Below are 23,658 nucleotides of genomic sequence, written 5' to 3' on the forward strand. Positions count from 1 at the left end.
TACGGTTTTATGAAAAGTAAGGTCTTGATACTGCTAATGGTATTGTTTGCTTTGTGTTCTTGCCAAAAAGAGGATCCAAAGGAAATGGACCTGTCCGGCGAGTGGCAATTTAAGATAGATTCGTTGGATCAAGGGGTTAAGGAAAAGTGGTTTTTGAAAACTTTGGACGACACAGTTCAATTACCGGGTTCAATGGCGGAAAATGGTAAGGGAGATGATATAACCGTTAATACACATTGGACCGGAAGTATGTGGAACGATAGTCTTTGGTACAAAGATCCAAAGTATGCTAAATACCGTCAGCCTGGCAATGTTAAGGTTTCCTTTTGGTTGAGCCCAAAAAAGGTATATAACGGTGCGGCATGGTACCAGAAAAAAGTAGTTATACCGCAATCATGGCAAAACCAACATATAAACTTAGGGTTGGAAAGACCGCATTGGGAAACAACGGTTTGGGTAGATGACCAAGAGGTTGGTATGCAAAATAGCTTAGGCACTCCGCATGATTATAATTTAGCTAAATATCTTACTCCCGGTGAGCATACGATTACCATAAGAATAGATAATAGGGTGAAGGATATAAACCCGGGCGTAGATGCGCATAGTATTTCTGATAATACCCAGACCAATTGGAACGGCATTGTAGGTGATATTAAATTAACGGCGACACCACCTGTTGTTTTTCAAAATGTAAAACTATTTCCCGATGTAAAGGATAAGAAGGTTACGGTAAAAGGTAAGGTGGTCAACTCTTCGGGAAAGCCACAGAAGGGTAAAATTATATTGCAGGCAATAGAATCTATCGGCACTAATAGTTTGCCACCGTTAGAGAAAGAAATGGAAATAGAGGTGGAAGGTGATTTTGAAATCGATTACCCCATGGGGGACGATCCTTTGCTCTGGGATGAGTTCGACCCTAATTTATATACCATGAAATTGCAATTGGAGTCCGATTTGGGCACAAGTGAAAAAGAGGTGGTTTTTGGTATGCGCAGTTTTGAAGTAAACGGCAAACACTTTACCGTTAATGGAAGACCTGTGTATTTACGGGGAACATTGGAGTGTTCCATCTTTCCCTTAACAGGGTATCCCGCTACCGATGTAGATGAATGGAAACGAATTTTTAAAATTATTAGATCGTATGGTCTTAACCACATGCGTTTTCATTCGTATTGTCCACCGGAAGCGGCTTTTAGGGCTGCGGATGAAATGGGGGTTTATGTTCAGGTAGAAGCTTCCTCTTGGGCAAATATAGGAGACGGTGAACCTGTTGATGAATGGATCTATAAGGAGGCCGAGGATATATTGAATACCTACGGTAATCATCCTTCTTTTGTAATGATGGCCTACGGTAATGAACCGTCGGGTAAGAACCACGAAGAATATCTGTACAAGTTCGTAGATCATTTTAAAAAGTTAGATAATAGAAGGTTGTATACCAGTGGTGCCGGATGGCCCTTGTTGGATAATTTGGATTATTACAATCATAAAGGGCCGCGTATACAGGGTTGGGCCCAAGAATTGAACAGTATTATCAATGCCGAACCACCACAAACAGAGTTCGATTATAACAAGTTGATACAAAAAACTCCCATGCCTTATGTTAGTCATGAAATGGGGCAATGGTGCGTGTATCCCAATTTTAAGGAAATGTCAAAATATACCGGTGTTTTAGAGCCGAAAAATTTTGAAATATTTAAAGAAACCTTAGAGGATAATCATCTTGGTCATCTTGCGGATAGTTTGTTGATGGCATCGGGTAAGTTACAGGTACTCTGTTATAAGGCCGATATCGAGGCTGCGTTGAGGACCAAGGATATGGCAGGATTTCAGTTGTTGGACCTACATGATTTTCCTGGTCAGGGTACCGCATTGGTCGGTGTTTTAGATGCTTTTTGGGAAGAAAAGGGGTATGTGACTGCAGACGAATTCAGAGAATTCAACTCAGAAACAGTTCCTCTTGCAAGAATGGCAAAACGTGTGTTCTTGAACGACGAAGACTTTACGGCAAAGGTAGAAGTTGCCCATTATGGCGAAAAGCCACTCAATGCCGTGACTCCTACTTGGGACCTTGTTGGTAAAGAAGAAAATACGTTCGCCAAAGGTGAATTTGCCAAGACCGATATACCTATTGGAAATGGATTTGGCCTAGGTGAGATTTCGGTTGATTTGAACGCCATCGATACGCCCCAAAAATTAACGCTTACCGTTTATGTCGGTGGTCATAAGAATAGTTGGGATGTATGGGTCTATCCTTCTAAAAACACCCCTATCGATACAGAAGATGATATTAGGGTGGTTCAAAAATTTGATGCTGCCACGATCGATTATCTAAAAAATGGAGGCAAGGTATTGCTTACTATCAACAAAGGGGATATTGCAGCTGACAAAGGGGGGGATATTGGTGTAGGCTTTTCCAGTATATTCTGGAACACCTCATGGACCAAAGGCCAAAAACCGCACACCTTGGGGATTCTTACGGATCCTCAACATCCTGCCTTGACCGAATTTCCAACAGAATATCATAGTAATTGGCAATGGTGGGATGCTATGAGCCATTCAAATGCCATTGTTCTTGATGATTTTACTCCCGATCTAAACCCCATTGTTCGCGTAATCGACGATTGGTTCGAGAACCGTAGAACGGCCTTGATTTTTGAAGTAAAAGTGGGCAAGGGAAAACTATTAGTTTCCGGTATAGATCTGCATTCCAATCTAGAAAATAGACCCGAAGCGCGTCAATTACTATACAGCTTAAAAAAATACATCGCCAGCAACAGGTTCGATCCTAAGGTAGAGCTACAACCAGAGGATATCAAGAATTTGATGAAATACTAAGGAATATGTTTAAATGATTCGATGCATGGCATCGGACTAAATGAAATTTGAAATGAGTACAGTAAAGGCTTGGAAAGATAAAGTAGTAATACCTACCTACGAAGTTGGTGAACCGGAAAAATATCCTGTTTTTTTGGACAAAAGGGTTTATCAGGCAAGTAGTGGTGTGGTGTACCCCCATCCTGTAATCGAAAAAATAAGTGACGAAAAGATAGATAAGGAATGGGATGCTATTTATATCGAAAACGATTATATAAAAATAATGGTTTTACCTGCCTTGGGGGGCAGGGTGCAAATGGCGTACGACAAGATCAGGGAGCGTCATTTTGTCTATTATAATAACGTTATCAAACCTGCCTTGGTCGGACTTACAGGACCATGGATTTCAGGAGGAATAGAATTTAATTGGCCACAACATCATAGGCCCAGTACCTACGACCCTACCGATTTTTATATTGAAGAAAATGAGGACGGTAGTGTAACGGTGTGGGTAAGTGAGGTAGAAAGAATGTTCAGGACCAAGGGGATGGCCGGTTTTACGCTGTATCCAGACAAGGCATATCTAGAAATTAAAGGGCAACTCTATAATAGAACCCCGGTGCCACAGACTTTTTTATGGTGGGCAAACCCGGCTGTGGCGGTTAATGATCATTACCAATCTGTTTTTCCGCCAGATGTAAATGCGGTCTTTGATCATGGTAAAAGAGATGTTTCCGAGTTTCCTATTGCCAAAGGTGAATATTACAAGGTAGACTATTCGCCAGGTACCGATATATCAAGATATAAGAATATTCCCGTACCCACTTCATATATGGCCATAACTTCAGAGTACGATTTTGTGGGCGGCTACGAGAATGATACCAAAGGCGGATTGTTGCACATTGCCGACCACCATATTTCTCCGGGTAAAAAGCAATGGACATGGGGCAATGGTGATTTTGGAAAGGCGTGGGATAGAAACCTTACCGATAGTGATGGTCCTTACATAGAATTAATGTGCGGCGTGTATACGGATAACCAACCGGATTTCTCTTGGATGCACCCCTATGAAGAAAAAAGCTTTAAACAGTATTTTATGCCGTACTACAATGTGGGAGTGGTAAAAAATGCCACCAAAGAAGCATTGTTGAATTTAGAGAAGGAAGGTGATGAGGTTCGGTTAAAGGTGTACGTAACATCACATTATCCAAATTCGAAGATAAGTCTTGGTTCTAACGAAAAGGTGTTGTTCGAATCGGTAAAAGACCTAGACCCTGCAAACGGATTTGAGGAGCTCGTATCTACGGGCAATGTCGATTATAATTCTCTTACGGCCACGGTAACCGATGCGGATGGTACGGTGTTGGTGTCATGGTCGCCCAGTAGTCTCAAAGAAAACGAAGTACCCGAAGCGGCCAAAGCTGCAAAAGAACCAAAAGAGATTACAAGTGTAGAACAGCTGTACCTGCGCGGCTTGCATCTAGAACAGTACCGCCATGCTACCTATGATCCGACCGCTTATTATCTAGAAGGGTTGTCGCGCGATCCCAAAGATGTACGTTGTAACAACGCTATGGGCCTTTGGTACTTAAAACGGGCGAAATATGAAAAAGCGTTGGAGTACTTTAACCAGGCCATAGATACGTTGACAGAACGTAACCCTAACCCTTACGACGGGGAGCCTTTTTTTAACAAAGGGCTGGCTTTGTCGTATTTAGACAGAAAAAATGAGGCGTACGATGCCTTTTTTAAATCTTGTTGGAATGCCGCTTGGCAAGATGCCGGTTATTTTAACTGTGCCCAAATAGATTGTGCGAACGGTAATTTGGAAAAATCATTGGAGCTTGTAGATAAATCACTTGTTAAAAACTGGCATAACCACAAAGCACGTCATCTTAAAATTGTGCTTTTGAGAAAGCTGGGCCGTATAGGGGAAGCAGTTCAACTAATAGATGATTCTTTGGCGATAGATGCCTTTAATTTTGGGGCGGTCTACGAGAAATATCTGATTTCGGGCGCATCCAGTGATCTCGATTTCTTGATGGAAATTACACGGGGTAACCAACATAATTTTATAGAGTTTTCTATAGATTATGCACAAGCGGGCCAGTTTAACGAAGCAATATCACTATTGAACGTTCTGGTGGAAAGCCAGTTGGCGAACTACCCAATGGTCTATTACTTTTTAGGGGATTATTATCTGAAAAATGGTGAAGTGAACAAGGCAAAAGACCATTTTAAAATGGGGAGTGAGATGCCTATGGACTATTGTTTTCCCAATAGGTTGGAAGAGATAGCCGCACTGAAAGCGGCTGTTGCACAGAACCCGAAAGATGCAAGGGCCTATTACTATCTGGGTAATTTTTGGTATGCATCCAAACAGTATGAAGATGCATTGGAATGTTGGGAGAAATCCGTAAAATGGGAAGACACAAATGCCATTTGCCATAGAAATTTGGCCCTGCTGTATTATAATAAACAGCATAAGGTTGAATTGGCAAAAACCCATTTGGAAAAAGCTTTTGAATTGGACCATACCGATGCACGGTTGTTGATGGAATTGGACCAATTGTATAAAAAGCTCAATGTAGATGTAGATACCCGTTTAAATATATTGGAAAAATACATGGAGCTTACGATGTCTCGTGATGATATTTATCTAGAAAGGGTAAGCCTATATAGTTTTAAAGGAGACTTTGAAAAAGCTTTGGATCTTATAGATAAAAGACAGTTTCATCCGTGGGAAGGGGGCGAAGGTAAAGTGCCCTTTCAATATGTTACCGCGAAGGTAGAGTTGGCAAAAAAGTATATAAAGAAGGGTGAATATACATCGGCGATCTGCCTGTTGAATGAGGCGCAGACCTATCCTGCCAATCTGGGTGAAGGTAAACTTTACGGCACTCAAGAGAACGATATATTTTATTGGTTGGGCTGTGCCCATGAAGGATTGGGGGAAATGGAGAAGGCCGTTGAAAACTGGAGGATCGCTTCAAAAGGGCTCTCTGATCCTAGTCCGGCGATGTTCTATAACGATCAACAACCGGATAAAATTTTCTACCAAGGCTTGGCATTGCTTAAATTAAAAAGACAAGACGAGGCAAACGAACGTTTTAATAAATTGATCGCATATGGCGAAGAGCATATGAACGATAAGGTTAAGATGGACTATTTTGCCATTTCATTACCAGATCTGTTGATTTGGGAAGAGGATTTGAATGTTCGTAATAATATCCATTGCAGGTATTTAATAGGATTGGGTAAGTTAGGGTTGAGAAAAATAGAGGAAAGTATAGAAATGTTGGACACCGTAATTCAAGATAATTTTTATCATTTACCGGCCTTTATTCATTTTAATATGGCAAAGGATATTGCCGACGACATTGTAAAAAAATAGCTATGAGAATATTCTTTACCCGATTTTTGATAGTGCTTTTAAGCGTTGTTCTATGTCAATGTGGAACAAAAACAGACAATCGGATTTCTTTGGCAGGTACTTGGCACGTTGCCTTGGATTCGCTGAATGTCGGGGAAGCCGAAAACTGGCCCAACACCCTGATCGAAGGCACTGAAGTAGAGCTTCCTGGTACCTTGGACGATGCGGGCATCGGGGAGGCCAATACCATGCAACCGGCCATTAACAACTATGTAATGTCCAACTTGGCCAGAAAGCATTATTATACCGGAAAAGCGTGGTATCAAAAGAAAGTAACGGTTCCCACGTCTTGGAAAGGGAAAGAGATTGCATTAATCCTCGAACGTATTATTTGGGAATCAAATGTATTTGTAGACGGTAAAAAAGTAGGTGCGGCCAATAGCTTAATAGGTAGTCATGAGTATAACCTGACCGATTTTATGTCTCCAGGAGAACATATTTTGACCATAAGCATCGATAATTCCAATAAATTTCCTTTGGTGAATGTCGCGGGATCGATGTATCCGGATGAAAGAAATAGGGATATGGCCCATGCCTATACCAATCATACCCAGATAAAGTGGAACGGTATTTTGGGCGATATGGTGTTAAAAGCTTCCGATAAGAGCACTCCGAGTAATCTACAGGTATATCCGAAGGTAGAAGAAAATGCTTTGCAGATAGCTTTTGATAGTGACGGGGCCGATGTTCCAAAGCAATTGGAATATGAAATATATGATCTACAAAGAAATATCATTTCAAAAGGAAGTGTAGATGAACCGCAGGTAAAGAACGGTACCGTAAGTTTTAGGCTTGAAAGACCGGAGCAGTTGGAGTTTTGGGACGAGTTTAATCCCGCTCTCTACTATGTGAAACTAAACATTGGCTACCATAGCCTAGAGACACGATTTGGTTATAAGAGCATTGGTAACAACAACGGAAATCTAACCTTGAACGGAAAACGGATTTTTCTGAGAGGAAATCTAGAATGCGTTATATTCCCGCTAACGGGGCATCCCCCAATGCAAAAAGAGGAATGGGCAAAATTAATTGGACAGGCCAAAAATTATGGGTTAAACCATTTGCGCTTTCATTCGTGGTGTCCACCAAAAGCTGCTTTTGAAGCGGCCGATGAAGCCGGGTTTTACTATCAGGTAGAACTGCCCCATTGGAGTTTAAGGGTGGGGGAAGATGAAAAAACAACGGAATTCTTAAAACAAGAGGCGGATAAAATTATCAGGGATTACGGCAACCATCCCTCTTTTGTTTTTATGGCAATGGGGAATGAGCTGCAGGGCGATATAGGTGTTCTTAATGAAATGACCGCGGACCTAAAAAAGAAAGATGATCGTCATCTGTACGCCACAACTTCTTTTTCCTTTCAAAAACCTACCGGTACAAGACCAGAGGTAGAAGATGAGTTTTTTATAGCGCAATGGACGGACAAGGGCTGGATAAGGGGACAGGGAATCTTTAATGACAAGGCACCGCACTTTAATGCCGATTATTCAGAAAACAGCGATCACATCAAAATACCGTTAGTTTCCCATGAGATAGGCCAATATTCAGTATATCCCGATTTAAGCGAGATTCCTAAATATACCGGAGTTCTGAAGCCATTGAATTTTATGGCCGTTAAAAATGATCTTGAGAACAAGAAATTGATCGATCTGGCGGAAGACTTTACACAGGCATCGGGGAAATTGGCGGCCATATTGTATAAGGAAGAAATAGAAAGGGCCCTGAAGACTCCAAGTTTTGATGGGTTTCAATTATTGCAGCTACAAGATTTTCCGGGACAGGGAACCGCCCTGGTGGGTCTTCTGAATGCCTTTTGGGAATCTAAAGGGATTATTTCGGCAGAAGAGTTTAGGCAGTTTAATAGTGAAGTGGTGCCTTTGATCCGTTTTGAAAAAGCAGTGTACGAAGACGGAGAGGTATTTACGGCCTCTATTGAAGTAGCTAATTTTTATAAGCGTTTACAGGGGCGATCATTGGATTGGAGTATTGCCGATGAAGAAGGGAATATCTTAAAAGAAGGAGCCCTCTCCAACATTGATTTGAATATAGGAAATAACCTGGATTTAGGGGTGATCGAGTATCCTATTAATGTGGGGGCGGCAAAAAAAATGACGGTGAACGTTTCTTTAAGAGATTCAAAATACAAGAATAGCTGGTCCTTTTGGGGGTATCCAAAAAATATAGCAATAAATTCAGATAAAGTAGTGTTCGCAAAAACCATAGAGGTAGCGCAAACGGCTTTAAAAGAGGGTAAGAAGGTGTTGTTCAATCCAGATTATAAAACCTTACAGGGGATAGAGGGGCGTTTTGTACCCGTATTTTGGAGCCCGGTGCATTTTCCGAATCAACCTGCCACAATGGGCTTGTTGCTAGATGAAAATCATGTTGCCTTCGATAACTTTCCTACAAGCTCACATACCGATTGGCAGTGGTGGGATCTATGTATCAATTCTAAGTCGATCGTTGCCGATTCTTTGAATGTGACACCTTTGGTGAGGGTTATAGATAATTTTGTGACCAATCACCATTTGACCAATGTTTTTGAAGCAAAAGTAGGGGAGGGTAGCTTGCTGTTTTCTGCCATTGATATTACAAATGATTTGGAAAACAGACCGGTTGCAAGGCAATTAAGGCATAGTTTAATACAATATATGGAAAGTGGTTCTTTTGATCCTGTCGGCACTATTCAAATAGATGATCTGTATAAACTAAAATTACAAAAAGAGGATAAGGGGTTTTCTTCAAAAGATATTTACAAATAATACGGAATGCCCATCTATAAAAACCAATGTCTAGGTTTTTCTGTCCGATTATTTGTCAAAACTTCATATCATCTTTTCTAAACCTTGAAAAATAGGGTTGCAAAATGTTAAAAATCAAATAAACATAAATGTTAATATTTTGTGAAATTGCTAATCGGTGTGTCAATTTTGATTTTTTAATTAAAATAAATGAAGGTGAGGGCTATTTTTCTGATTTATAGGTAGTTTTGGTCTTTAAATCAACATTTTACCACTTCCTAGTTTTATACGAAATTTCTTTTTTATGTAGTGAATATTGGTTTTCTTTACAAGAAAAGTAGGAAAAATATTATATTATTTTTTAATAAGCTTTTAGAAGGTCAATAATTATTAAATGCTAACCGCTATGAAAATTGATACTATTTGCATCATTGATGATGACCCCATATGTGTATATGGAACCAAAATCTTACTGAACCGAAATAGTTTTTTCGGTTCCGATATTCTAGTTTATGAAGATGGCTATGAAGCTTTGGTAAATCTTACCTCGCTCAGTAAAACCGAAGAAGGGTTTCCCGATGTGATCTTTTTAGATTTGAATATGCCAGTAATGGATGGTTGGGGTTTTTTGGATGAATTTGTAAAATTACCGCTAAAGAAGAAGCCACATATTTTTGTGGTAAGTTCTCTTTTTGGTCCGAAAGAGGTTAAGAAGGGCAAAAGTTATGGTATTATAGATGACTTTATTTCCAAGCCTTTGGTAGAGAGTAAACTTGCCAGTATATTCGAAAGGGTCATGGGAAAAAGTGAAAATATAATTGATTGAACAGTTGTTTGAGCACTGGTAGCCCCATTACTTTGGTGTGTTTTTTTGCTAGCCTTGTTTATAGGTTAGCTTATAGGGTGTGTAGACCTTTTGAAGCAGTTTTATAAGATTTATTGTACTTGCCTTTTTGTGGATCGTGAAGATTTCCTGAATTTCTGAAATATTGCCGCCAACAAGAAATAAAACAGAGCCAAGCCCCATAGTTTGGCCCATTCTTGATATACTTCGTTAAAGTTGGCCCCTAGTTGTGTAAGCTTGATCATACCTCTGGCCCCTGCGGTCGAGGGAATTAATTCACCGGCATATTGTGCCAAAGGGTTTAACCCTTCGGTAGGGTACGAGAGACCGCTCATCATTAGTGCAGGTAACACTAGAATGGATAAAAACAAAATCGCATCTTCCCTTTTTTGAAAGAAGTAACTTATAAATATTCCCATAAATACGAGTGCCAAAATATAGGGTAATGAAAACAGATAAATAGCGGCCAATGTTGTACGTAATGGGAAGGAAAAGAAATAAAAGACAAGCCCAAACTGAATGGGGATCACTACAATAAAAATAGAAAGGTACAAACTTGCCCTTCCCAGTAAACGGGGCATTAATTTTCTGGCACCTACGATTGCTTCTTTTTCATCATGCGCACGTAATTCGTTACCGGTTCCTCCCAAAATACCGATGGATAATAAGATGACCAATTGCAATATTAATACGGCAACGGTCGGAATAAGGTAGGTACCGTATCCTCCAGATGGATTGAATAGGTTTGTGGTATTAATGTTTAATGGTGAAATAGCGGTTAATCCGGTACCTGAGGCAATGGCCTTTTTAACTTTAATTCCACCATTATAATACGCTTGGGCAGTGATTGCAGAACCATAGACCGCCCTGTACAACAACATGTTTGCCGCATCTGCATAAATAGAAACGGTCGGTTGTCTATTGGTTCTTATGTCTTTTCCAAATCGGCTCGGTACTATAAAAATGCCCTCTATATCACCGGCGTACAAGGCCTTTTTCGCCGAGGCCAGATCTGCATATTTTGTAATGGTTTTAACTTGGGGGCTTGCATCTACCATGTTGATGAAGTCTCTACTAGATTTTGAAAAATCTTGGTCAATGGCGGCCACCGGTACTTCATATACCACTTCTTTGTTGTATATCATTGAATAGATCACCAATATGAGAAGTGACATGGAAATGAATGTGGATACTACCGCCTTATCGGTTGTTATAGATAACCATTCATCCCTATAAGCCTTTTTAAAGCTTTTACTCCAACTTATATTATCATTGTCTTGCTTCATTGTTATACAATTGACGGGTACTGGCCTTTTAGTAACATTTGTTTGTATTTGATTCCCCCGTATAGCAGCAGAACAAAAGTCATTATGGCCAATATGAACAGTCCGGGAATCACATAATAGACAGGAAAATTACGTTGTGTCTGTGCCAAAAACACCTTAAAAAAGTGGGTAAAGGGAAATAACTGCGCATACCATTTAAAGAATACGGGCATGCCCATAAGGGGAAAAGTAAACCCCGACATACCCAGCGATAAGGCGGCAATGGCATTTCCTTTGGTCATGGCTTCCCGCAAGCTTTTACTGGTGCTTACAAATAAGATGGCAAAACCTTGCGTGGCTACGATCAATAGAAACAGAGCCAATAAAAGAACCATTCGGTTGCCATGTTGTGGAAAATCCTGTAGTACGAAAAGACCATTATAGAGAACCAGTCCTAAAAGAAAGAACCAAAGGGTGTATGGCAACATCTTTCCCATTAGAATACTTAATAGATTGTTGTCGCCTATTTCTATAAGTTTATGTGTTTTTCCGTATTTCAGATCTACGCCTAGGCTATATACCGATGAAAGCATTACGAAGATTTGCAGAAATGCAAAAAGCAGGGCCGGAACCAGGTAGTACCTGTAATTCGTAAACGGATTTGATAAGGTGTGTGCCTGCAGGCGAACCGGTTGTAGGTTGGCTATGGCCTGGTCTATGGTATTGCCATGTGCCAGTTGTGCCTTTAGGGCTATTTGTGCCGACATTTCACCCACCACGGCACGCGCCGCCTTGCTTTCCAATCCTGCGGGAATTAAAAGACTGTTGTTAAATTCTGCCGTTACCGAAGGTTGTTTTGATAAAAAGATGTCTTTTTCAAAATTCTTGGGTATTATCACAAGACCGTAAGCATCGGTAGTCTCAATCAATTTTTCCCCTTCATTTTTTGAGGCCACGTTAAAGGCTACTTTTAGGGTAGGGGTAGCTTCTAAATTGGCGATCAGTTTTCTAGATGTAGTGGTATTGTCGTTGTCTACAATGGCAATAGGAAGATCTCTGACCACGCCAACCTTCATAAACCCATCAAAAAACCAAAACACCACAAAGGGTAATATGAGTACGAACACAAGTAGGGCCTTGTGTTTGAATAGGGCATTTATCTCATGTATGGCGACGTTTAAGATCGTTTTCATGACTTACTTGTCAAATTGAGAGCCATCTACCAAAATACTCATTCCGGGACGTAGGTTTTCATTTTGTTCTACCGGGCGTGCCTTTATTTCAAAGGTTCTAACATCGAACTCCCCTTTGGTCTTGGTGGCGTTCCAGGTTGCATAATCCCCGAGGGCGGAAATGTAGTATACCTTGAACCTTATCTCCTTGTTGCCCAATGCGGGTACGGTAGCGGTAAATTCAGAATCTTTATTAAAATAGATCAGATTGGTCTCTTTAACGTTCAGGACCACATGCGAATCTTTAAGGTCTACCAAATGCGCTACGGGCATACCGGCACCTATAAGTTCGCCCATTTCAGGTAGGTACTCCATGACCTCACCGTCTATGTTAGAAATGATATTACGTTCACCTTTCATGATCTCTAATTCCTGTAAGGCACCGGAGGCTTGACTTTCATTGGCCTTGGCGGCGGCAATATCTTCTCTTCTAACGGCTTTGGTAGCGATGAGATATTGGTTGTATGCCGCATTTTCATCTTGCAGGGCGGCTTGCATTTTTGCATAGGCCTCATCTCTATCTTGTGCGGGCAAAAGACCGTCGTTGTAAAGGTTTTCGATTCGTTTATAGGTTTTTTGCATGACCTCGGATGCGGCCTTGGCTTTTTCATAAACACTTTTTGCCGCTGCTATTTCCTCGGGCCGAGCACCTCTTATTGCCTTCTGCTTCATGGCTTCGGCAGCACTTTTTATGGCAAGGGCCTGTGACTCTTTGGCGTCTATTTCAGGACTCTCTAAAACAGCTAAAAGTTGTCCTTTGGTGACCGAACTGCCTTCCTCTACTTCTATGGATTTTAAACGAGATGTTATTTTGGCCGATAGGTAGACCTCCCGGGCCTCGATCCTACCCTGAAAAACCAGTTCCTCGGGTTTTAGAAATACCCATAACACGCCTAAAACAATAATAAGGACAACGATTACGCCCAATAGTGTTTTTATAAAACCTTTATCTTTCATAGTGAGTGTTTTTGATCTATTTGGTTAAAAATTCTTCGGTTTCGCCGATCTGTACCATTAATTCGCCTTTGGTCTTACTGAACTCATAGAGTGTCTGTAGTTTTAAAAACTGGATCTGCGACAATTTTACCGTGGCGTCCAATACCTCTAAAGAAGTGCCCAGGCCTTGCTCGAACGCACGGTCTCTCATATATTTTAATTTTTCGGCCAATTTTTCCTCTTTTTCCAAACTTTGATAGGCCTTAAACTGTTTTTCCATAGAACCGTAAAGCTTCTGTGTATAGGTCAATAGGTCCATTTTTACCTGTGACTTCATCGCACTTACTTGCGATTGGTTCAATTTGGCGGCATTTATCTTATGTTCTCTCTGAAAACCATCGAATAGGTTCCATTCCAGTCCGAGGCCTACATACCAGTCGAGTTGCCCAAGAACAAAGTTTTCATTAAAAAACTGGTAATTACCAATGGCGGCAAGACTGGGTAGATAGGCGCTTTTTTCAGCTTTTAACCCTGTCTCGGCCAATTCTGCGGTTTTGTCCAGTAAGGCCATCTGCACATTGTCGTTGATCATTTTCTCTTCATAGACGTTCAAAGGCGTCAACACTTCCGGTATTTTAAACGGTGTGGTAAGGTGATCGAAGTTTTCAAAATTTAGGATGTTCTTTAAAGCGGTCTCGGCTAGGTTTTTATCTTTTTCGGCCATCGAGAGATCACGTTCTGCTTGTGATAGGGCCACCTCTGCATTAAGGGTCTCCACTTCGGCAATAATGCCGTTCTCAAAAAACTTGTCGGCCCTGTTCTTGTGCAGTTTTACCAAGTCTAGTACCTCTTGTCTCAGTTTTACCAACTCATGGGTCAGCTTTACGCCATAATAGGCATTGATGAGTTGTATGGTAAGCTCGTTTTCTTGTTTGTATTTTTGGTCCTCAGCCATATCTAACTGTATACCTGCGGCTTTGTTGGCGGCATTGATCCGGCCACCGGTAAATAGGGGCCAGGTAATATTGGCGCTGGCAAAGGCAAAGTCCTGCATTTGTAGCACCCCGGACCAATCTCCTAGCGCATTGGGATCCTCTACCTCTAAAAGCCCCGCAGCCATATCGCGTTGGGCATTTAGGTCTATTGATATATCGTCTTGCAGATGCAGGTATGTTCCAGAGATGTCAAGGCTAGGGTAGTGCAATCCCTTTTTTTCCTTTTTTTGTTCAGAGGCCTTTTCTGTGTTCAACCGTGCCGACTCGTACCTACCGTTGTTTTCCAACAGTAATTTTTTGGCCTCTAAAAGAGAAAGGTCTTGGCCAAGGCCCTTTTGTATGGGCAGGTATAAAAACGCGAGTAAAAAACAATATCTTAAGAAAGCACTGGATCCATAATGCCTTTCTGTAGAGAAAACCCCGAAATGAGGTTTTTTGTATATTCTCTGTTGATCGATTTTCATTATCATTTAACTTTTATAAGGTCTGTTTTATATGTTTCTACGACCAAAAATTAATCTAAACACAAGGTTTTTTATCTGGGGCCATTTATCTTAAATAACAGACTGCCATACAAGGCTATCGTTCGTATGATCTTTATATGATGGACGTATCGATTATCTTATAACCTACCAAGATCGTCTCGGTACATTATATGGGGCAAGTTGCTGTATCTAATTAAGGTACGCAATGATTTAAATCAGATAAGCCGCTTGTTGAACGTCGATTCGCCCACTTTTAATTTATATGCGTCTTTCGCAAAAGACAAACGGCAAAGTTATGGTGGTAATAAGTGTGAAAAATTAACCTATGGTAAAAAATGAATGCTAGATGTTTTTTCTGATCCTGCTCAAGCTTTGTGGGGTAATGCCCAGATACGATGCAATATGTGTAAGTTTTGTTTTTTGAAACAGATAAGGGTGTTCGGCGATTAGGTTCAGATATCTTTCTTCGGCGGTTTGGGTATGAAGGTTCATGATGCTCCTGCTCCAGAACATGGCAATATCCAGGTATAGGCTTCTAAAGGCCTCTTCCAATTGTTTTGATCGGCCGATAAGGGAGTTGAACTGTTCTAAGGTGATCAAGATCAGTTCTGTGTCTTCCAAGGCCTCAAAATATAAAATGTTCTCTTCAGATTTAAAGAAGCTCAGAGGGGAAGTGATCATAGAATTTTCTGGAGCGAACCAATGTGTAATTTCCTTGCCGTTCAAGTCTAGGTAATAGATCCTCATAAAACCTTTGAGAACAAAAAAGGAATAATCGCACGGTTGGCCTTCCTTTAGAACCAATTCCCCTTTTTTTACCGAGCGTTTGGTGAGTCCGAGGTTGTATTCGTCATCCCATTCGGCAAGGTCTTTTGCGGTAATGTATTTATCGGTTCTGACCATCTGTTTAATTTATATCTGAAACATGCCAAATTTAGCAAAGTGAAGTTAAAAATAGGTATAGGTGATAGAAATACGTTTCGTAAAAATAATAGGCGGGTGGGGTAGGGCATGTGCCGAAATGATAAGGCTTTGTCAAAAGAGGTTGGTCTGGTAAATTCCCCATTATGGGTGGTCTATGGGTCGTATATAGGAAATGGGCGTACAAAAACAAAACTGGAGATAGGGTGTTTTTTTACCTAAAGAAAGAAGAAGGTACTGTAAAAGTATCTTGTGACACCGATACTTGTTTCGGTGCTATTTAGATAGAAGAAATGTATGGCTGGTATCGGTTTTAGAAAAAAGGAAAAGATAATGAAAGGGAAATTTGATGCCATTGCCCTGAAATAATTAATTTTAGGGTTTAAGTCAAAAAGTACCCTGATTTTGTCAAAATCGGGGTTCCGAAGACGAAATTCACAAAAGGGCATTTTAAAACGGACACAAGTCTTTTGTGAATGACAATCATTTAAACCAAAAACATAAAAAACAGCTTTTTCGGTCATATTTCTCAAGACCGAATGAGTGATACAAACAACCTTTCTACTATGAGAACACTATTTTCAACATTACTGATCGCGCTTACGGTTACCTCTATATGGGGCCAAAAAAAGGTACTGGACCATCCAGATTTTGATATATGGAACACCATTGAGGGAAAAACAGTGTCCGCGAACGGAAAATATATTATGTATTCTCTTGAAAAGGGCGAGAAGGATAACTTTTTAAAAATAAAAGATGCCAAGGCACGGACCGTTTTTGAATACGAACGCTCTGAAAATGGTGTGTTTACCTACAATGATAACTATGCGTTGTTCGCTATAAAGCCATGGAAAGATAGTGTGGTGGAACTGAAGAGGGCAAAGGTAAAAAAAGACGATTTGCCTAGTGATACCCTTGGTATTTATAATATAAAGACAAAGATGCTTACCAAGATACCCAATGTTAAATCGTATAAGATACCAGAAAAATGGGAGGGTTTTGTAGCGTGTTTGGTAGGTGAGGAAAAGTCGGGTAAAAAGAAGGACAAAACCGAATCAAAAAAGGATTCTGTCCAAAAAAAATCTAAGAAAAAGAAGGTCGGAAAAGAAAACGGATATCACTTGGTAATCCATAATCTGTCCACATCAAAAAACGATACGGTAAAATTTGTGACCGATTATACCTTTGCGAAAGAAGGCAAGACCTTGGCCTATGCAACAACCGGGCAAGATGCTACGGATAAAGCCGGGGTTTTTGTGCTTGATCTTGAAAACAATGAGAAAAGGCAGGTTTACGAAAATGAAAAAGCGAAATTTTTTGAGTTAAGCTTAAGTGATTCGGGAGAAAAATTGGCCTTTGTGGTCGATACCGATACTACTAAGGTGCAAATTAGACCCAATGAATTGTACTTATGGAAAGAGGGCGCCGAAAAGGCGGAAAAGAAATTGGATACCGAAAAGGCCCCAAAAGGATATCTGGTTTCGTCGGACGAAAAGGTCTATTTCTCCAAAGACGAATCAAAGTTGTATTTCGGCCTAAGAAAGCCACCCGTTGTAAAGGATACCACTTTAATAGACGAGGAAATTGTGAATGTTGAGGTGTGGACATATAACGAGCCCGAATTATATACGGTACAGGAAGTAGCGCTGAAGAAAGAGCAAAAACGATCTTATACCACCATTTTAAACCTGGCAACCAATAAGCTGGTGCAAGTGGGCACCGAAGCTTTTCCCGATGCCAAGATAGGTAATGAGGGGAACGCCAAATTTGCATTGGCAGGTACCAAGCTACCTTATAAATTGGAAAGACAATGGAAAGGGTATAGTTCTTCAGATTATGTGTTGGTGGATACGGGAACGGGGGAAACCAGTGACATTTTAAAAAATGTGGCTGGTAATGTCCGTTTTAGTCCAGAGGCCAAGTATGTATACGGGTATCATTCGGTAGATAGCACTTGGTTTACTTATTCGGTGGCCTCAAAGAAACTTGTAAAACTGACCGAAGGAAAGGTTTTTTACGATGAATTGAACGATAGCCCCAAACACCCCAGAAGTTATGGTGCTGCCGGTTGGACCAAAAATGATGAGGCTTTGTTGCTTTATGACAGGTTTGATATTTGGAGTTTTGACCCCGAAACGGGAAAAGCTGAAAAATTGACCAATGGTAGAGATACCCGTACCGTGTACCGGTATGTGAAATTGGACGACGAAGAACGCTTTGTAGATGCCGATAGATGGCTGTTAAGTACTTTTAACGAGGTAAATAAAGAAGCGGGTTTTGTGCAGTACGATCCCAAAAAGAAATCGTTTAAAAAATTAGTTTCGGGCCCCTATAGGTATACAACACCTATAAAGGCTAGGGAAAGTGATGCCTTGATTTATACGAGGGAATCGTTTACCGAGTTTCCCGATATTCGCCTTGCCGATCATAATTTCAAAAAAGCTACGGTGATCAGTAACGCGAACCCACAACAAAGCGAATACAATTGGGGTACCGCCGAATTGGTCGAATGGACCTCTTTAGACGGTATAGAATTGAAGGGGATTCTTATTAAACCCGAGAATTTTGATCCTTCTAAAAAATACCCGATGATCGTTAATTTCTATGAAAGAAGTTCCGACAATTTGTACAGGCATAGGGCACCAAGCCCCGGGCGATCTACCATTAATTACAGTTTTTATACGAGTAGGGGCTATCTGATCTTTAATCCAGATATACAATATCGTGTTGGGTATCCCGGTGAAAGTGCCTTCAACTGTGTAATTCCGGGAATTACCTCGTTGATAGAAAAAGGTTTTGTAGATAAAGATAACATAGGTGTTCAAGGGCACAGTTGGGGAGGTTATCAAATAGCATATTTGGTAACGAAGACCAATATATTTAAGGCTGCGGAATCGGGGGCGCCCGTAGTGAACATGATCAGTGCTTATGGGGGTATTCGTTGGGGCACCGGTTTAAGTAGAGAGTTCCAATACGAACATACACAAAGTAGAATAGGGGGTACCCCTTGGGAATATCCTTTGAGATACATCGAGAATTCCCCCATATTCAACATAGATAAAATAGAAACGCCCCTGTTGATCATGCATAACGATTCGGACGGACATGTGCCTTGGTACCAGGGTATCGAATTTTTTATGGCCTTAAGAAGATTGCAAAAACCGGCATGGATGTTAAATTACAACGGAGAACCGCATTGGCCACTTAAATTGCAGAACAAGAAAGATTTTAATGTACGCATGCAACAGTTTTTCGATTATTATTTAAAAGGGGCGCCAAAACCTGTGTGGATGGACAGGGGCGTACCCGCTATTGAAAAAGGGATTCATCAAGGGTATGAACCTGTGAGCGATAAATAGCATGGTGATGGCTGTAATGGCGTAACCAAAAATAGTTAAACCTCAGGTCAATTATTGACCTGAGGTTTTTTGTTAAATCATGCCGCCTATATCATCGTTCTATTACTATGACTAGTTGTTCGGTATAACGGTCACTTATAGTTGGACCGTGTGTAGGTATTTTAGAATATAGAATATCCTAAGATTATTGATATTGATTTATATTTCGAACTCCAATTGTAATAATTAAAATTATCTAAAATTTTTCTGGGTGATTGATACCTGAGTTCTATACTGTATTTTTTATAATTATAACCTACTCCATAAGCCGTATTGTTTCTTGTTTCAATGTTTAGCGAATAAAGACTTGAACCATCTTTTCTGGTAAATTCAATGGGGGATTTTGAATAAAAGTCAAAAACGTAAGAAGCATTTACAAAAATTTTGGAATTGTTATTTAAAAAGAAGTAATGTCTAACACCTACAGGCACTTCAATAGATTGATAATCAATATTTGCTATTGTTACTCCGCCAGAGATGTTTTCTGTTTCAGTTGTTTTTTCTGATTTATAATTTTGATAAGATGGCTCAATTATAAAAGACCATTTGTTTTTGTTGAACGGAAGAATATATTCTGCTTCTATACCAAGACTAACACCCATTTCATTATCAAAATCGGTGTTTCTAGAACTAGAAACGGAGTTCTCAATTGTTAATGAAGAGCTGTTTAAGCGAGGTCTGATTGTCAAATTAAATAAATCTCTTTTTTGCTTTGCTTCAAAATTCACATATTCTTGATCATTACAATTGTTATATTCTACAAAGAAATTGACTAGGTCTTTTTTTGCATAATTCAATCTTTCAATTTTACTCATTGTGAATTTTGGGCATTTAAACTCCATCCATAATTGTTGCTTATATCTATTGTTCTCGTAAATTTTGTTTACATTTTTTTTGTAAAGTTTGAAAATTAACTGTTCAATATTGGAGTCGTTTTTCTCATAAAAATATCGGGTCAAATTACCGTCAATATATTGGTATAGAGTAGTCTTACCTTCTACTAGTACTTTTAGAAATAGCTCCTCGTCTTTAAATTCTGGGTTTTTATAAATGCTTATGTGATTTATTTTATCGCTTGACCTATCAATTTTTACAGATCTTTTGACATATTTTGAAACGTTATTAATTCCAAATTCTTTAACTGAGCTTAATGTTTGCGTAATTGGTTCACTGTTTGCCGATAGTTTGTATTGAAATTCGGTCGGATTATTCGCCCAGTCGATATTTTTAATTAAACAGTTGATTTTTTGATTGGTGTTGTCAATGTAATACCCTTCTTCAAACGTGATTTGGGAATAGCTATTAAAACTTAAAATTGTTGTTAATAGTACTAATAATTGTCTTTTCATTATTTATTGGTATTTAAATGATTGTGCTTTAATAACACATAATGGTTTGTGTAAAAATAGTACGTTTTTGTGTGAAATTTTTTCTGTATAAAAATGTAAGAAGACAAAATAGCACTAGCCTTTGATGATGTGCAAAATAGTAATTTTTTTGTTAAAATTTTAACATGTATTTAGTTTTATATATATTTAAGAATATTATATTTTATAGTGTTTGAGCGCGTTTATTGGTCCTATTTTTTATTTTTGACCCGGTAACAATAGCTTCTGTTTACTTTAATCTAGTTTTCCTACAATTATCTATTTTTATTTTATTTTGTTCAGAATCAGAATGTTGTGTTAGGCTTTTCAATTCTGTTTATTCCGAATAAATTCTTTGATGATAATGGTTGGCTTTAGTTCAATAAGAAGGTCTGTTTTTTATAGTGTTAAACTATTACGATGCATCACAATGCTATTTAATTCTGCTGTCAATTTTAGATTTATCTTTTTAGGGTAAAATGACCTGAGGTTTTTCTTTTCGAATAGACGCAATAATCATGGCATGGTGAGAACATAGACTTGTTTAGGAGTTAAAAGTAAATAGCGGCATTTTTATAGGGTTTGTTGATCAATATCATATTTCCTTTTTACCGTACTGACTAGTTTTGGCAATACTATTTTAAGATAGGTGTAAAATGAGAGACAGTTCAAATACCATAATTTATGTAATAGCCGGCATTATTATACTTCATTTTGTTGTCGGTATAATTTGGCTCGCTATTAAAATGAACAAGAAAAAGGAAGATTAAATTCTCTCTATGCCGTTATTTTAAAGGTTTTTTTCCAGCGTTAGCAATTCGGTATATGGGTCGCCTTTCAATCCCAATAATTTTGCAAAGGCCGGTTCTGTTTTTATCCCGTCCGCCTTTAATTTTTGTATTCGTTGTTTAAAGTCCGTTCCTTTTTGGTTTAAAATGTGGTTTTCGATAACCATATGTCGATAGGCGTTTTGCTTTTCGGTCGGAATGTTTTGGCCAAAAATCTCAAATACAAAATTATCGGTCTTAAACTCGGCAACAGTTGATTCTATTCCGTTTTGCTTTTTAGAGTATACCTTAAAGTCCTTTTTTTCGAAAAACTGTTTTGTTAGGTACCGTGTAAATTCGAAATGATCCTTACACTCACATATAATATCTAGATCGCTTTCGGGGGTGTCTATACCGATAGGGATCGTTCCGGTTAGGATCGGATCATATTTTTCGAGTATTTCAAAAATTTTATGTTTTTTAATTTCAGAAAAAGCGAGTTTCTGTCTTTCGTTCCCGCGTTTTAAATATTCGATATTTCTAAAATTTTTGATCAAACTTCAATGTTCTTTTACGTTATGTTTAACGGTTTTGTGCATAAAGCATGGTGTATAAAAACCCTTTTTTTCTAATTCGCACGGGGCCGAACATTTCTGTTGGCGTAGCTGTTTTTTCTTAAAAAGCCCATTTCAAAAACTTGAAGAGTCTCGCCGATATAACAAAAAAGTTGGTTTGCTACCCATGGGCCCAGTGCTGTGTACCTTGTGGTACATGGCCTTTATTTGTTTTCTTTGTGATACTTTTTAAGTATTTTTCTTAGTCGATTGCCAGACTCTTGGTCAAAAGACCCGTTGCACTTCAAATTATTATGGTTGCAATAATCCATAAATTTTGCATAGCTCTCCGAGTTATGTCTTATAATTTTAGCATAGCCGGGTATAGTGTCCATTTTCTGATGGTGTATTTTGTTATCGCGAAAAGTATAGACGATTTTAAATGCTCTTACTTTTCTTTTTAGGGCAACATCAAGATAATTGCTGTTTTCTTCAATTGTGGTAACAGTTGTTCCGTCAGATGTAATATCCAATAGCTTAATATGCGAATCAAGTTCTTTTCCCCATAAAATGGCATCCATCAATTTCTCTTTGTTTTCTATCTCCTTATTGCCGTCGATAAACATTTCAAAATAATCTTTGTCGGTTAGGGCATCTACCTTTTTAAGGTCATACGTATTTCTGGCCTTTATATACGATGTAACAATGTCCTCGTTCTTCAATGATTGAAAACCGGTGGTAGCGCACGAAACAAATACTAAGGTAGCTATCGAAAAAAGTGATTTAAAAAATCTAGTTGTCATATTTTAAGAATTAAAAACAGTGGCACCACTATGCGTAGTTGCGCAATTTGTAATTGACCTGGCTGGTATGTACCTCCGTGAACATTTAAAGATGTTTTCGGAAGCGGGTGATAACAAGCGTTTTTTTACTGCTATTGTCAGCGGTTTTTATTTTAAATATTGCAATGTGTTCACCATTTCAAACTTCGGACTTCTTTTTATAAACTCTCGCAAAAAAGCAGTGTGGGCCGTTCCCATAATAATAAAGACCCTGTCGTTTTTTGTCATAGGAATCCGGTTCAGGTTAGAATATATTTTCATATTCCTATGGTAAAATAGCGCTGCGTTATCGGCACCTTCAAACCCATCGTCTATTCCCACGTACAGCAATTTGTCGGCATTGGTGTTTATGGAATAATCTAGGTGTACGGGCTCATTGATTAGTTTTAATTTTTCTAATAAAGACAGTTGGTCGTAGTTCTTCTCGCGTTTCGCAATTTCCGGATACTCTTTAAAAGGCTCGTTCGTGAGCTGCAAATATGTTTTTGGGTCAATAGAGTTTTCTAGATCCGGACTGTTTTCTATAAAATCGCCCACACTGTAATTGTACCCCATATGGTTGTCTATACCATATATTTTTTTCACATGGCTCAACCTGCCTACGTCAAATCCTATCATGCTACTTTCACCATAATTGGTGTTAAGTATGGCCGGGTCGCTTAAAAACTCTTGATAGGCCTTGTTTATTTCGTCATTATATTTTGGTAGGTTTTCAATACATATTATTGTGGGCTTAAACTCGGCCAGCATTTTAGAAATTTCCCTGATCTCTTTCTGTGCTTCCTCACTTTGCTCGTCAAACTCCGTTTTGTTGGCATCGGGCGTATATCCAAAGTGAAATGTTCCAAAATTTAGAACTTTTATCTTGTCGTTCTCTTGGGCCAGTGGTATTGGATCTTCTATATCTTGTGTTTTGTTTTCTGTGTTACAGCTAAAAAATAAGACGCATAAAAGTAAAATAGTTTGTTTCATTATCTTTTTTGATTGTTATGGTTTTGCTGGGTTTGGTGCGAAGGCACTCCGTCTGAGAAGGCGACCACGGGCAGCGGTATTGGCCTGTT

At 39.2% G+C, this 23,658-nt stretch carries 14 protein-coding genes; 5 read left to right on the forward strand and 9 right to left on the reverse strand.

The window, feature by feature from the left end:
- Nucleotides 1-9 precede the first annotated feature (9 nt).
- The 4 genes from J8L85_RS07065 (at nt 10) to J8L85_RS07080 (ending at nt 9,817) form a co-directional block, all read left to right on the forward strand.
- A complete protein-coding gene (locus J8L85_RS07065) occupies nt 10-2,838 on the forward strand; it encodes a sugar-binding domain-containing protein (protein ID WP_211015876.1) in 2,829 nt (942 codons plus the stop codon).
- 52 nt (nt 2,839-2,890) lie between these two features.
- A complete protein-coding gene (locus J8L85_RS07070) occupies nt 2,891-6,211 on the forward strand; it encodes a DUF5107 domain-containing protein (protein ID WP_211015878.1) in 3,321 nt (1,106 codons plus the stop codon).
- A gap of 2 nt (nt 6,212-6,213) precedes the next feature.
- Nucleotides 6,214-9,012 (forward strand): sugar-binding domain-containing protein, encoded by a 2,799-nt coding sequence (locus J8L85_RS07075; RefSeq protein WP_211015880.1) that lies wholly within the window; start codon nt 6,214-6,216, stop codon nt 9,010-9,012.
- A 385-nt stretch (nt 9,013-9,397) separates the two neighbouring features.
- A complete protein-coding gene (locus tag J8L85_RS07080) occupies nt 9,398-9,817 on the forward strand; it encodes a response regulator (RefSeq protein ID WP_247656572.1) in 420 nt (139 codons plus the stop codon).
- A gap of 110 nt (nt 9,818-9,927) precedes the next feature.
- Here the strand turns inward: J8L85_RS07080 and J8L85_RS07085 are convergent, their stop codons facing one another.
- The 5 genes from J8L85_RS07085 to J8L85_RS07105 form a co-directional block, all read right to left on the reverse strand.
- Nucleotides 9,928-11,121 carry an ABC transporter permease gene (locus J8L85_RS07085; RefSeq protein ID WP_211015884.1) on the reverse strand — a complete coding sequence of 398 codons (1,194 nt, stop codon included), beginning with the start codon at nt 11,119-11,121 and terminating at the stop codon, nt 9,928-9,930.
- 2 nt (nt 11,122-11,123) lie between these two features.
- Nucleotides 11,124-12,293 (reverse strand): ABC transporter permease, encoded by a 1,170-nt coding sequence (locus J8L85_RS07090; RefSeq protein WP_211015886.1) that lies wholly within the window; start codon nt 12,291-12,293, stop codon nt 11,124-11,126.
- A gap of 3 nt (nt 12,294-12,296) precedes the next feature.
- Nucleotides 12,297-13,289, reverse strand: a complete 993-nt coding sequence (locus tag J8L85_RS07095; protein WP_211015888.1) for an efflux RND transporter periplasmic adaptor subunit — start codon at nt 13,287-13,289, stop codon at nt 12,297-12,299.
- Nucleotides 13,290-13,305: 16 nt separating this feature from the next.
- The gene (locus J8L85_RS07100; RefSeq protein WP_211015889.1) at nt 13,306-14,727 is read right to left on the reverse strand and encodes a TolC family protein; all 1,422 of its coding nucleotides are present in this window, start codon (nt 14,725-14,727) and stop codon (nt 13,306-13,308) included.
- A 363-nt stretch (nt 14,728-15,090) separates the two neighbouring features.
- Entirely contained in the window at nt 15,091-15,651 is a 561-nt protein-coding gene (locus J8L85_RS07105) for a Crp/Fnr family transcriptional regulator (protein WP_211015891.1), read from the reverse strand.
- 584 nt (nt 15,652-16,235) lie between these two features.
- Here J8L85_RS07105 and J8L85_RS07110 point away from each other — a divergent pair.
- Nucleotides 16,236-19,028 carry a prolyl oligopeptidase family serine peptidase gene (locus J8L85_RS07110; protein ID WP_211015893.1) on the forward strand — a complete coding sequence of 931 codons (2,793 nt, stop codon included), beginning with the start codon at nt 16,236-16,238 and terminating at the stop codon, nt 19,026-19,028.
- Between the two features lie 161 nt (nt 19,029-19,189).
- On the opposite strand, the gene J8L85_RS07115 is transcribed toward J8L85_RS07110, so the two are convergent.
- The 4 genes from J8L85_RS07115 to J8L85_RS07130 all read right to left on the reverse strand — a co-directional run bounded on the left by J8L85_RS07115 (nt 19,190) and on the right by J8L85_RS07130 (nt 23,569).
- A complete protein-coding gene (locus J8L85_RS07115; RefSeq protein WP_211015895.1) occupies nt 19,190-20,416 on the reverse strand; it encodes an autotransporter outer membrane beta-barrel domain-containing protein in 1,227 nt (408 codons plus the stop codon).
- An 808-nt stretch (nt 20,417-21,224) separates the two neighbouring features.
- Nucleotides 21,225-21,758: a DUF4269 domain-containing protein gene (locus tag J8L85_RS07120; protein ID WP_247656573.1), complete on the reverse strand. Its 534-nt coding sequence runs from the start codon at nt 21,756-21,758 to the stop codon at nt 21,225-21,227.
- Between the two features lie 221 nt (nt 21,759-21,979).
- Nucleotides 21,980-22,558, reverse strand: a complete 579-nt coding sequence (locus J8L85_RS07125) for a nuclear transport factor 2 family protein (RefSeq protein ID WP_211015896.1) — start codon at nt 22,556-22,558, stop codon at nt 21,980-21,982.
- A gap of 147 nt (nt 22,559-22,705) precedes the next feature.
- Nucleotides 22,706-23,569 (reverse strand): DUF5694 domain-containing protein, encoded by an 864-nt coding sequence (locus J8L85_RS07130; protein WP_247656574.1) that lies wholly within the window; start codon nt 23,567-23,569, stop codon nt 22,706-22,708.
- Nucleotides 23,570-23,658: the final 89 nt, after the last annotated feature.

The organism is Maribacter sp. MMG018 (assembly GCF_018100785.1).
In the GTDB taxonomy this organism is placed as follows: domain Bacteria; phylum Bacteroidota; class Bacteroidia; order Flavobacteriales; family Flavobacteriaceae; genus Maribacter.

Bases quoted from the DNA above. Each gene is read 5' to 3' on its own strand.
- J8L85_RS07125 (WP_211015896.1), bottom strand. From the start codon at position 22,558: ATGACAACTAGATTTTTTAAATCACTTTTTTCGATAGCTACCTTAGTA.
- J8L85_RS07070 (WP_211015878.1), top strand. From the start codon at position 2,891: ATGAGTACAGTAAAGGCTTGGAAAGATAAAGTAGTAATACCTACCTAC.
- J8L85_RS07085 (WP_211015884.1), bottom strand. From the start codon at position 11,121: ATGAAGCAAGACAATGATAATATAAGTTGGAGTAAAAGCTTTAAAAAG.
- J8L85_RS07105 (WP_211015891.1), bottom strand. From the start codon at position 15,651: ATGGTCAGAACCGATAAATACATTACCGCAAAAGACCTTGCCGAATGG.
- J8L85_RS07115 (WP_211015895.1), bottom strand. From the start codon at position 20,416: ATGAAAAGACAATTATTAGTACTATTAACAACAATTTTAAGTTTTAAT.
- J8L85_RS07075 (WP_211015880.1), top strand. From the start codon at position 6,214: ATGAGAATATTCTTTACCCGATTTTTGATAGTGCTTTTAAGCGTTGTT.
- J8L85_RS07130 (WP_247656574.1), bottom strand. From the start codon at position 23,569: ATGAAACAAACTATTTTACTTTTATGCGTCTTATTTTTTAGCTGTAAC.
- J8L85_RS07110 (WP_211015893.1), top strand. From the start codon at position 16,236: ATGAGAACACTATTTTCAACATTACTGATCGCGCTTACGGTTACCTCT.
- J8L85_RS07080 (WP_247656572.1), top strand. From the start codon at position 9,398: ATGAAAATTGATACTATTTGCATCATTGATGATGACCCCATATGTGTA.
- J8L85_RS07090 (WP_211015886.1), bottom strand. From the start codon at position 12,293: ATGAAAACGATCTTAAACGTCGCCATACATGAGATAAATGCCCTATTC.
- J8L85_RS07100 (WP_211015889.1), bottom strand. From the start codon at position 14,727: ATGAAAATCGATCAACAGAGAATATACAAAAAACCTCATTTCGGGGTT.
- J8L85_RS07065 (WP_211015876.1), top strand. From the start codon at position 10: ATGAAAAGTAAGGTCTTGATACTGCTAATGGTATTGTTTGCTTTGTGT.
- J8L85_RS07095 (WP_211015888.1), bottom strand. From the start codon at position 13,289: ATGAAAGATAAAGGTTTTATAAAAACACTATTGGGCGTAATCGTTGTC.